We start from the raw sequence: 10,790 nt of genomic DNA on the forward strand, positions 1-10,790 counted from the left end.
GCCCGCCGGGGGCTCAGGAGCTCAGGCGGTGCCCTCTTCGGCCTGGTCCCGCAGGAAGTTGCTCACCTGGCAGGCCAGGCTGTCGCGTCCCGGCCCCGCCGGGGCGCCGCCGGGGGTCTCGTGCAGTCCGATGCCGCCCGTCCACAGCCGGCGGTCGGCCCAGTCGTCGTCGACCCGCACCTGGACCTGGACGTCCACCTGGCTCAGGGCGGCCTCGGGCCCTGCCGCGTAGAGCACGGCGGTGGCCCGGCGCAGCGGGTAGACGTCGAAGCCCTCGATGAACTGCGAGTTGCGCCAGTCGATGAACGCGCTCTCGCCGTCGGGCCCGAGCCGCACATCGATCTGGCCGTCCTCGAGGTGGATCGTGGGCTGGAGGCTGCCCCGGTTCTCGACGGTCACCCGGAGACAGAAGTAGGTCAGCCCCTCGGCCGCGTCGTCACGTCCCCGCGGCGGCTCGCTCAGCTCCAGGCGGTGGACGCGGACCCGCAGACCGGCATGCTCGTCGTACTCCTGCCAGTCCCCGACCACGTTCGGCTCGTACACAGTCCACCTCTCGACGTCCATCGGCTGCTTCCTATCCGTGCGCCGATCGCACTGTCAAATGAGCAGAATGCGCTGTGGCCAGGGACTTCACCCCTTTTGATCGCTGATCAAGCCGTGCGCAGGCACTATCCGCCCACGGGTCGGGAAAGGGCTTGCCACGGCGTGCCGCACATCACGTCCCGAGGCAAGATCAGCGGGCCAGCCGGCCGAGGAGCGAGGAGGCCGCGGTGATGCCGAGCGCGGCGGCCACGATCAGCACCCCGAAGTCGAGGGCGAGATGTGCGGGCGTGCCGAGGAGAAGGCCGCGCAGAGCGTCCACTTCGTAGCTGAGGGGGTTGACCTTGCTGACGCCCTGGAGCCAGCCCGGCATGATGTCGACCGGGTAGAGGGCGTTGGAGCCGAAGAACAGCGGCATGGTGATCGCCTGGCCGATGCCCATCAGGCGGTCGCGGCTGAGCACGATGCCCGCGATGGTCATCGACAGGCAGGAGAAGAAGGCCGAGCCGAGGACGACGATCGCGGCGACGCCGAGCAGTTTGAGCGGGTTCCAGGTCAGTGCGACGCCGAGCAGGGCGGCGATGACGACCACGACGACCGCCTGGATCACCGACTTCACCCCGGCCGCGAACGCCTTGCCGGTGATCAGCGCGGACCGCGGAGTGGGCGTGACCAGCAGCTTGTTCAGGACGCCGGCGTCGCGCTCCCAGATGATCTGGATGCCGTAGAAGATGGCGATGAACATCGCGGACTGGGCGATGATGCCGGGCGCCAGGTAGTCGATGTAGGGGATGCCGCCGGTGGGGATCGCCTTGATGCGGGTGAAGGTCTGACCGAAGATCAGCAGCCAGAGGGCGGGCTGGACGGCGCGGGTGTACAGCTCGGTGCGGTCGTGGCGCAGCTTCTGCAGTTCGACGGCGCACAGGGCCGCGACCCGGGCCGGCAGCAGCAGGCGGCCGGTGCGGGGCCGGGGTGGGCTCAGCAGCAGGTCGATGCCCTGCGCGCGGGCGCGGTCAGCCGACGCGCTGAGCGGTGCGGCGGGTGCTTCGGACATCGCGGAAATCTCCTGCCTGTTCGTCGAGGCCGCTGCCGGCGACGTCCCGGAAGACGTCCTCCAGGCTGGGCAGCGGGTCCGTGGCCGGTGCTCCTTGCGCACGCCTGCGTTCCCCGAGCCCCTGCCGGAGCTCGACGGGGGTGCCCAGAGCGCGGATCCGGCCGCGGTGCATCAGGCCGACCCGGTCGCAGTACTGGTCGGCCTCGTCCATGTAGTGGGTGGTGACCAGGACCGTCATGCCGGTGGCCTCGCGTACGGCGGTGATGTGCTCCCAGACACCCGTTCGGGCGATCGGGTCGAGGCCGATCGTCGGCTCGTCGAGGATCAGCAGCCGAGGCGCGCTGACCAGGGCCTGGGCGAGTTCGAGACGGCGGACCATGCCGCCGGAGTAGGTGCCGGCGAGCCGGTCGGCGGCGGCGTCGTCGAGGCCGACGGCGGACAGGGCCTGGCCGACGCGTTCGGCCCGCTCGCGCCGGGGCACGTCGAAGACGCGGGCGAACAGGGAGACGTTCTCGCGGCCGGTCAGGCCGGAGTCGGCGGACAGCTGCTGGGGCACGTAGCCGAGCAGCCGGCGTACGGCCATCCGGTCCCCGGCGGCATCGTGGCCGAAGACACGCACCATGCCGGAGGGGACCGGCAGCAGGGTCGTGATGCAGCGGATGGCGGTGGTCTTGCCGGCTCCGTTGGGTCCGAGCAGGCCGAAGACCTCGCCCTCCCGGACGGTCAGGTCGAGCCCGTCGACGGCTTTGGCGTCGCCGAAGGCGTAGGCGAGCCGGGTGCAGGCGACGGCGTCCGTGGCGTGTTCGGCGTCGGTTGTCATGGCTCCTCGGCCTCCTCGTGCAGGGTGACGGCGAGCGCGCGCAGGGCCGGCAGCGCCGCGTGCAGGGCCTGGCGGTCGGCTGCGTCGAGGCGGGCGACGTGCCGGCCGACGAGCGCGGCGCGCCGCTCCCTCCACGCCCGCAGCCGGGCCTCGGCCGCGTCGGTGAGCAGCAGGCGGGCGGCGCGCCGGTCGGCGGGGTGGATCTCCCGCACCAGGTAGCCGTCCCTGACCAGTTGGTTGACGAGGGTCGAGACGGAGTTGCCCGCGAGGTACAGCTCCTTGGCCGCGTCCGAGACGCCGATGCCGGGGCGGGTCTCGACGAGGCGCAGCAGCTCGACCTCGGCCCCCCGCAGCCGGGGCACGGCCAGACCGGCCCGTAGCCGCCGCCTGAGCAGCCGCTGGACGCCGACGAGCGCGTCGGCGAGCTCTTCAGGGAACGTCTCCTCGTCCATACCTACGACGTTACCTCTGTGTCAGAGGTAACTGCCCAAAAGAAGGCAAGGCAAGGACAAGGGAAGGGCAACAGGAGGGACAAGCAAGGGGCAAGAAGGAGCCAGAGGTTGCAGAAGGGGGCGAGCGGCACAAAAGTGAAGGGCGAAGCATGACAAACAGGGACAAATCAGTTTCAGTGCGCCCGGCCGAGGGAATCTGCAGTGAAGTGCTTCGGACCGGAGGCACCTCCGTGGGACCCGCCGCCGCACGGCCGGCCCCGGGTGTTCCGTGACCGTCCGAGTGAGCGCTTCCCACGGTGTCCCGTCCCTTCGCCTGCACCCTCCTGAGGGAGGCGCGCGTGATGCGTACCACCGTCCGAACCAAGCAGCACCCCCATGACGACGCCCCGGACACCACCGAATCCTTCGTCCGGCTCGTCGGGCTGCCCGACGGGCCGGAGCGCCAGGCGCTCAAGGACGAGCTGGTCCGGCTCTGGCTGCCCATGGCCGAGCGGATCGCCGTCCGCTTCCGGGGGCGCGGCGAAGCCCTGGAGGACCTGTACCAGGTCGCGGCCCTGGGGCTCGTGAAGGCCGTGGACCACTACGATCCGCACCGCGGCCGCGCCTTCGAGGCGTATGCGGTGCCGACGATCACGGGTGAGATCAAGCGCCACTTCCGCGACCACATGTGGACGCTGCACGTGCCGCGCCGGGTCCAGGACCTGCGCAACCGTGTGCGGCACGCCGCGAAGGAGCTGTCGCAGACGACTCCGGGCCGGCCGCCGACGGTCGCCGAGATCGCCGCGTACGCGGAGCTGAGCGAGGACGAGGTACGCACCGGCACGGAGGCTCTGGAGTGCTTCTCCGCACTGTCGCTGGAGGCCGAGCTGCCCGGCACCGACGGCTATGCGCTCGAGGACGCCCTCGGGGGCCCCGATCCGGGCTACGACACGGTCGTCGACCGGGTGGCCGTGGCGCCCTGTCTGCGGGCGCTGCCGGAGCGCGAACGGACCATCCTGTACCTGCGGTTCTTCGTGGGCATGACGCAGAGCCGGATCGCGGAGCAGTTGGGCATCTCGCAGATGCACGTCTCGCGGCTGCTCAGCGGCTGCTTCGCACGGCTGCGTGAGGAGATCACCGCCGAGGCGCGATGACGTTCACTCCAGCGACGTTCACTTCGGCGACGTTCACTTCGGCGACGTTCATCCCAGCGGGGGCGCGCCGGGGATCTGCAGCGGGCCGTGCCGGTCCAGGAGGTCGTCCAGTTCCGCGCGAATCTCCTCGGGCATCTCTCCGCCGCGCCCCCAGATGAGGATCAGATCGGCCACGTTGCGCAGCTTGACGTTCGTGTGCTGGGAGAGCTCGCGCAGCACGAGCCAGCCTTCGTCGGGCGACATCCGCCCCAGCGCGACGACCACGCCGATCGCCTGGTCCACGACGGCGTGGGAGGCGATCGCCTCCTTCAGCTGCGCGATCTCCGCTTCGAGACTGAGAATCCGATCTGTTTCGTCGTCGGGTCCGCGCGGTACTCGTGCCATCGCTCCATCGTGCCACCGGGTGTCTCGGCGAGCGCCCTGGAGGGTTGCGGCCGGACACTGGTGACAGACGCCGCCCGTCGGCCGAGAGAGCAGGAACACGAGTGCCATGAACGACCACCCCACATCCGCCCGTGCGAGAGGCTCCGTCTCCACCCACTCCGTGTTCGGCGCGCCCTGCTGGGTGAGCCTGACCAGCCGCGATCTGGACGCCACCCAGGAGTTCTACGGGGCCGTGCTGGGCTGGGAGTGGCGCCGGGGCGCGCTCGGCGACCACTTCCGCACGGCGCTGGTCGGCAGGGTGCCGGTCGCGGGGGTGGCCGCCGTCGCCTCGATGTGGCAGATGGCGGTGGCCTGGACGCCGTATTTCGCGGTGCCCAGCGCGGACGAGGCGGCGTCCCGGGCCCGGGAGCGCGGCGGGACGGTGGCCGTGGGGCCGATCTCGCTGCCGCCGGGCCGGGCGGCGCTGCTGGCCGACCGGGAGGGCGCGACCTTCGGCATCTGGGAGGGGGAGCTGATCGGCAACTGGGAGGCGTGGCGGCAGGCGGCGCCCGCCTTCATCAGGCTGCACACGCGCGACGCCTTCGACTCCGCCATCTTCTACGGCGAGATCCTCGACTGGGCCACGGACCGCCCCGGCTGCTGCGAGGTCCACTACGAGGCCGGTGAGGTCGTGCTGCGCAGCCGGGGCGATGTGGTGGCCCGGATCGAGTCGGGGGCGCTGGAGGCGGCACCCGACCCGACGATCCGTCCGCACTGGCAGGTGCACTTCGCCATCGCGGACGTGGCGGCCTGCGCGCGGGCCGCGGAGAAGCACGGCGGCAGCGTGCTGGTCGAGTCCGCCGACGAGGCGGTGCTGCGCGATCCGGACGGCGCCCAGTTCACGGTGACCTCGCGCCGCGAGCGCTGATCCGCACCCCCTGCCCCCTCACCCCGGGCATCACCCCGAGCGGTGCGGGGGCCGTGACAGGACGATGAGGCTGCGCGGCTCCAGGGTCAGCCGGGCGCCCGCCTTGTACTCCATTTCGTCGGGGCCGCCGTCGGGCTCCGCGGTGTCGACGCACACCGTCCAGCGCTCGCCGTACCCGGGTCCGGGCAACCGGAAGGCGACGGGTTCCCAGTAGCCGTTGAACAGCAGCAGGAACGAGTCGTCGACGACGGGCCGGCCGCAGGGGTCGGGTTCGGCGATGGCGTCGCCGTTGAGGAAGACGCCGACGCTGTGGGCGTCGGAGCGGTGCCAGTCGCGGTCGGTCATCTCGCGCGCGTCGGGCAGCAGCCAGACCAGGTCGGGCAGCGGCTGCCGGGCGTGGGTGACGGTCTCGCCGCGGAAGAAGCGGCGCCGCCGCAGGACGGGGTGGCCGGCGCGCAGGGCGAGCAGGCGTCGGCAGAAGTCGGTGAGACCCCGCTGTTCGTCGGTCAACCGCCAGTCGATCCAGGAGACTTCGTTGTCCTGGCAGTAGGCGTTGTTGTTGCCGCCCTGGGTGCGGCCGAGTTCGTCGCCGTGGCAGAGCATCGGGATGCCCTGCGACAGCAGCAGGGTGGCGAGGAGGTTGCGCTGTTGCCGGGCGCGCAGCGCGAGGACCGCGGGGCGCTCGGTGGGACCCTCGGTCCCGCAGTTCCAGGAGCGGTTGTCGCTCTCGCCGTCCCGGTTGCCTTCGCCGTTGGCCTCGTTGTGCTTGTCGTTGTACGAGACGAGGTCGCGCAGGGTGAACCCGTCGTGCGCGGTGACGAAGTTGACGCTGGCGCGCGGGCGGCGCCTGCTGTGGGCGTACAGGTCGGAGGAGCCGGTCAGCCGGGAGGCGAACTCGCCCAGCGAGCCGGGTTCCGCCCGCCAGAAGTCGCGTACGGCGTCGCGGTAGCGGCCGTTCCACTCCGACCACAGGGGCGGGAAGTTGCCCACCTGGTAGCCGCCCTCGCCGACGTCCCAGGGTTCGGCGATGAGCTTGACGCGGCTGATCACCGGGTCCTGCTGGATCAGGTCGAAGAACGCCGACAACCGGTCCACCTCGTGGAACTGACGGGCGAGGGTGGCCGCGAGGTCGAAACGGAAGCCGTCGACGTGCATCTCCGTCACCCAGTACCGCAGGGAGTCCATGATCAGCTGGAGGACGTACGGGTGCCGCATCAGGAGGCTGTTGCCGGTGCCGGTGGTGTCGTAGTAGTGCGACCAGTCGCCGTCCACGAGCCGGTAGTAGGAGGCGTTGTCGATGCCGCGGAAGGAGAGGGTGGGACCCTTCTCGTTGCCCTCGGCGGTGTGGTTGTAGACGACGTCGAGGATCACTTCGAGGCCGGCCGCGTGCAGCTCCTTCACCATGGTCTTGAACTCGGTGACCTGTTCGCCGCGGGTGCCGTGGGCGGCGTAGGCGTGGTGCGGGGCGAAGAAGCCGATGGTGTTGTAGCCCCAGTAGTTGGACAGCCCGCGGTCCTTCAGCACGCCGTCCTGCACGAACTGGTGGACCGGCATCAGTTCGATCGCCGTGACGCCCAGCGAGGTGAGGTGCCCGGTCACCACGGGGTGCGCGAGGCCGGCGTAGGTGCCGCGCAGGGCGGACGGGACGTCGGGGTGGGTGCGGGTCAGACCGCGGACATGGGCCTCGTAGATCACCGTGTCGGCGTAGGAGCGCCGGCGCGGCTTGTCGTCGCCCCAGTCGAAGGCGGGGTCGGTGACCACGCCCAGCGGGGTGTGCCCGGCGCTGTCCGCCGGGTCGGGGCGGTCGCCCGCTCGTTCGAAGAGGGAGGGATGGTTGTCGACCTGGCCGTCGACGGCCCGTGCGTAGGGGTCGAGAAGCAGCTTCGCCGGGTTGCATCGGTGGCCGGAGGCCGGGTTCCACGGCCCGTGCACCCGGAAGCCGTAACGCTGCCCGGGGCCGACACCGGGCAGGTAGGCGTGCCAGACGAAGCCGTCGACCTCGGTCAGCGGGACCCCGTGGGCGGTGCCGTCGTCGTCGACGAGGACGAGGTCGACGCGCTCGGCGACCTCGCTGAACAAGGCGAAGTTGGTGCCCTGCCCGTCGAAGTCGGCGCCCAACGGGTAGGGGTGCCCGCTCCACGCGGGCACCCCTGCACTCCGGTCGGTCCGGTCGGTCCGGTTCGGCCGTGAGGTCACCGGGCAGCCTCCAGAACGCCCCGAACCTCGTCCGCCGGGGCGGCCAGGGCCGCCACGGGCAGTTCGCGGGGCACTTGGCGCACCTCGCGCAGGCTGGGCGCCGGCGCCGTCGGCACAAGGGGGACCCGTTCGCCGGCGCGGGCCCGCTGGGAGAACCAGATGACCTTGCTGCCGGTGTCGGTGGCGCAGCAGCCCCAGCCGTCACTCATGGCGGCGATGCGCTCCAGACAGGCCCGCAGGTCCTGGTCGGGGCGCAGATGACGGTCGTCGCCGCCGATGGCGGTGATCAGATGCTGGCCGTTCCACCACATCTCGATCGAGGCCTGCTTGTCCGTCGCGTGTTCGTCGATGGCCTTCAGCAGCATCTCGACGCCGCGGCAGACGGGCTCCACGAGCGGGTCGAGATCCCAGTACTTGAGATGAGCGGCCAGGATGCGCCTGATATGTCCGACCCGTTCCGGACTGACGTCCATGTCGAGGTGGTAGTAGCAGGGGACTGCGGTCTTCATCGTCGTTGGCTCCTCACCCGCGAGGCTCTCGCTCCTGGTCCGGCCCGACGGGCCGAGTTCCCCGACACGAAGCGTGAGCGGTAATCGCTTCTGAGTCACAACCACAGTGCGGCTGCTACGCCATTCGTGCAACACGAGCGCACCACGACCAAGATCCAACAGGACGTTGGGTGATGTGCCGTGCACCATAAGTGAAGGCCTCGGGAGGTTGGACGCTTTCGCGCCTCTGCGGAAAGGGCCGGCCCGCTCGCTTCGAGCGGCGTACCTCTTGGACTCCCGGAAGGTGAACCGCGCGATGCTGCAACCAGCGAAGACCGAAGTCGCCAGAGCTCTGGGCAGTTACCGGTCCTGGGAGCGGGCCATGCTCGCGCGCCCGGGCGACCACGCGGTGCGGGCCGCCTTCGAGGACTGCGGGTACACCCTGTGCGTGCTGATGGCCAAGCGCTGTGCACGGGAGGCCGCGGACGCCGCCGAACAGTATCTACGGGCCGCTACGGACGTTTATCACCGGGAGCGCAGGGGGCCGAGCCGGCGCAACGGCGTCGCACGGCTCTCGGCGACGCGCTCCCTCCCGTGTCTTCCGGCGGAGACGTAGCGCCGCGACGCGGGTGCGGTCCGGTCGCCCAACACCGGGCGAACAGAGCCAGTTTCAGCAAGCGGAGGTGCAGAGGTGAAGTCCACCAGGGCGATCGGCCGTATCCCGGTACGGGACGTCGAACCGCGCGTGGAGTGCGGCAGGCGGCCGGCGAAAGCCGTGACCGGGGAGACGGTGCGGATCTCCGCGACGGTGTTCCGCGAGGGCCACGACGCCATCGGCGCCAACGTGGTCCTCAAAGGCCCGGACGGCGGCCGTGGACCCTGGACGCCGATGCGCGAACTCGCTCCCGGCAGCGACCGCTGGGGCGCCGATGTGACCCTGGAGGCCATGGGCCGCTGGACGTTCACCGTGGAGGCCTGGAGCGACCCGATCGCCACCTGGCGCCGCCACGCGGACATCAAGATCCCGGCGGGCATCGACACGGGTCTGGTCCTGGAGGAGGGCGGGCGGCTCCACGCGCGGGCGGCCGCCCGCGCCCCGCGCGGACCGCAGCGCACTGTGCTGAGGGACGCGGCGAAGACGCTGCTCGACGACACCCTGCCGGTGGCCGAGCGCTACGCGGCGGCCACGGCGCCGGAGACGGCCGCCGTCCTCGCCCGTCATCCGCTGCGCGATCTGGTCACCGCCTCCGAGTCGCTGCCGCTGCTGGTGGAGCGGGAGCGCGCGCTGTACGGCGCGTGGTACGAGTTCTTCCCCCGCTCCGAGGGCACCCCCGAGCGCCCGCACGGCACCTTCCGCACCGCCGCGCGCAGGCTTCCCGCCATCGCCGCGATGGGCTTCGACGTCGTCTATCTGCCGCCGATCCACCCCATCGGCACGACGTTCCGCAAAGGCCGCAACAACACGTTGAACGCCGGGCCGGACGACGTCGGCGTGCCCTGGGCGATCGGCTCCCCGGAGGGCGGCCACGACGCCGTCCACCCGGACCTGGGGACCATCGAGGACTTCGCCTGGTTCGTGCGGCAGGCGAAGGACCAGGGCCTGGAGGTCGCCCTCGACTTCGCCCTGCAGTGCTCCCCCGACCATCCCTGGGTGCACAAGCACTCCGAGTGGTTCCACCACCGGCCGGACGGCACGATCGCGTACGCCGAGAACCCGCCGAAGAAGTACCAGGACATCTACCCCCTCGCCTTCGACGCCGACATGAAGGGTCTGATCTCCGAGACCCAGCGCGTGCTGCGCCACTGGATGTCGTACGGGGTGCGGATCTTCCGCGTCGACAACCCGCACACCAAGCCGGTGGTGTTCTGGGAGCGGGTCATCGCGGAGATCAACCGCACCGACCCCGACGTGATCTTCCTGGCGGAGGCCTTCACCCGGCCCGCGATGATGCACACGCTGGCCCAGATCGGCTTCCAGCAGTCGTACACCTATTTCACCTGGCGCAACACCAAGGAAGAGCTCACCGACTACCTCACGGAACTGTCGGGCGAGTCGGCGTCGTACATGCGGCCCAACCTCTTCGCCAACACCCCCGACATCCTGCACGCCTACCTCCAGCACGGCGGCCGGCCCGCCTTCGAGGCGCGCGCCGTCCTCGCCGCCACGCTCTCCCCGACCTGGGGCATCTACAGCGGCTACGAACTCTGCGAGAACACGCCGCTGAAGGAGGGCGGCGAGGAATACCTCGACTCGGAGAAGTACCAGCTCAAGCCCCGTGACTGGGCGGCAGCCGAACGCGGTGGGCGCAGTCTCGCCCCGCTGATCACGAAGCTCAACGAGATCCGGCGGGCCAACCCGGCCCTGCACTGGCTGCGGAACCTCCGTTTCCATGGCACGGACAATCCGTCGGTCATCGCGTACAGCAAGCGCGCGGGGTCGAACACGGTCCTGGTCGTCGTCAACCTCGACCCCCGCCACACCCAGGAGGCGACGGTGTCGTTGGACATGCCGCAACTCGGCCTGGACCACGGCGCATCCCTGTCCGTGCACGACGAACTGACGGGTGAGACCTACGCCTGGGGCAGCACGAACTACGTGCGCCTGGAGCCCGGCCGGACGCCTGCCCACGTGTTCCACGTCCGGTGACCCGCACCGCCGATCGGAGGCTCCAGACCGCCATGACCGTCAACTCACCCGTTCCGGACACCTTCGAGGACACCCCCGCCAAGGACCGCGACCCCGAGTGGTTCAAACGCGCCGTGTTCTACGAGGTCCTCGTCCGCTCCTTCCAGGACAGCAACGGCGACGGCGTCGG

General features: G+C 70.7%; 11 protein-coding genes. 4 read left to right on the forward strand and 7 right to left on the reverse strand.

Going from position 1 to position 10,790, the window contains the following annotated elements; all coding sequences use genetic code 11:
- Positions 1-21 precede the first annotated feature (21 nt).
- The 4 genes from ACZ5SK_RS08165 to ACZ5SK_RS08180 all read right to left on the reverse strand — a co-directional run bounded on the left by ACZ5SK_RS08165 (position 22) and on the right by ACZ5SK_RS08180 (position 2,866).
- Complete coding sequence (locus ACZ5SK_RS08165; protein ID WP_079664558.1) at positions 22-543, reverse strand: hypothetical protein; 522 nt, start codon at positions 541-543, stop codon at positions 22-24.
- A 190-nt stretch (positions 544-733) separates the two neighbouring features.
- Complete coding sequence (locus ACZ5SK_RS08170) at positions 734-1,594, reverse strand: ABC transporter permease (RefSeq protein WP_334582263.1); 861 nt, start codon at positions 1,592-1,594, stop codon at positions 734-736.
- The gene (locus ACZ5SK_RS08175; RefSeq protein WP_334582264.1) at positions 1,554-2,414 is read right to left on the reverse strand and encodes an ABC transporter ATP-binding protein; all 861 of its coding nucleotides are present in this window, start codon (positions 2,412-2,414) and stop codon (positions 1,554-1,556) included. Before ACZ5SK_RS08175 ends, ACZ5SK_RS08170 begins: the two co-directional genes overlap by 41 nt.
- Positions 2,411-2,866 (reverse strand): MarR family winged helix-turn-helix transcriptional regulator, encoded by a 456-nt coding sequence (locus tag ACZ5SK_RS08180; protein ID WP_334582265.1) that lies wholly within the window; start codon positions 2,864-2,866, stop codon positions 2,411-2,413. The genes ACZ5SK_RS08175 and ACZ5SK_RS08180 overlap by 4 nt, the downstream gene beginning before the upstream one ends.
- A 341-nt stretch (positions 2,867-3,207) precedes the next feature.
- Here ACZ5SK_RS08180 and ACZ5SK_RS08185 point away from each other — a divergent pair, with 341 nt between their 5' ends.
- Positions 3,208-3,999, forward strand: a complete 792-nt coding sequence (locus ACZ5SK_RS08185; RefSeq protein WP_334582266.1) for a SigB/SigF/SigG family RNA polymerase sigma factor — start codon at positions 3,208-3,210, stop codon at positions 3,997-3,999.
- 48 nt (positions 4,000-4,047) lie between these two features.
- Here the strand turns inward: ACZ5SK_RS08185 and ACZ5SK_RS08190 are convergent, their stop codons facing one another.
- Positions 4,048-4,383, reverse strand: coding sequence for an ANTAR domain-containing protein (locus ACZ5SK_RS08190; protein ID WP_334582267.1), 336 nt, complete (start codon positions 4,381-4,383; stop codon positions 4,048-4,050).
- Between the two features lie 106 nt (positions 4,384-4,489).
- On the opposite strand from ACZ5SK_RS08190, the gene ACZ5SK_RS08195 reads away from it, so the two are divergent.
- Complete coding sequence (locus tag ACZ5SK_RS08195; protein ID WP_334582268.1) at positions 4,490-5,290, forward strand: VOC family protein; 801 nt, start codon at positions 4,490-4,492, stop codon at positions 5,288-5,290.
- Between the two features lie 30 nt (positions 5,291-5,320).
- Here ACZ5SK_RS08195 and glgX read toward each other — a convergent pair whose 3' ends face one another.
- The gene (glgX, locus tag ACZ5SK_RS08200) at positions 5,321-7,438 is read right to left on the reverse strand and encodes a glycogen debranching protein GlgX (protein WP_334582269.1); all 2,118 of its coding nucleotides are present in this window, start codon (positions 7,436-7,438) and stop codon (positions 5,321-5,323) included.
- Positions 7,439-7,482: 44 nt separating this feature from the next.
- Positions 7,483-7,995, reverse strand: a complete 513-nt coding sequence (locus ACZ5SK_RS08205) for a pep a2 (RefSeq protein ID WP_457494851.1) — start codon at positions 7,993-7,995, stop codon at positions 7,483-7,485.
- Positions 7,996-8,290: 295 nt separating this feature from the next.
- Between ACZ5SK_RS08205 and ACZ5SK_RS08210 the strand changes: the two genes are divergently transcribed.
- A complete protein-coding gene (locus ACZ5SK_RS08210; RefSeq protein ID WP_079657609.1) occupies positions 8,291-8,590 on the forward strand; it encodes a DUF5133 domain-containing protein in 300 nt (99 codons plus the stop codon).
- A gap of 75 nt (positions 8,591-8,665) precedes the next feature.
- Entirely contained in the window at positions 8,666-10,621 is a 1,956-nt protein-coding gene (locus tag ACZ5SK_RS08215) for an alpha-1,4-glucan--maltose-1-phosphate maltosyltransferase (RefSeq protein ID WP_334582271.1), read from the forward strand.
- The last annotated feature ends 169 nt before the right edge of the window (positions 10,622-10,790 follow it).

Source organism: Streptomyces sp. NPDC031474 (assembly GCF_055581185.1).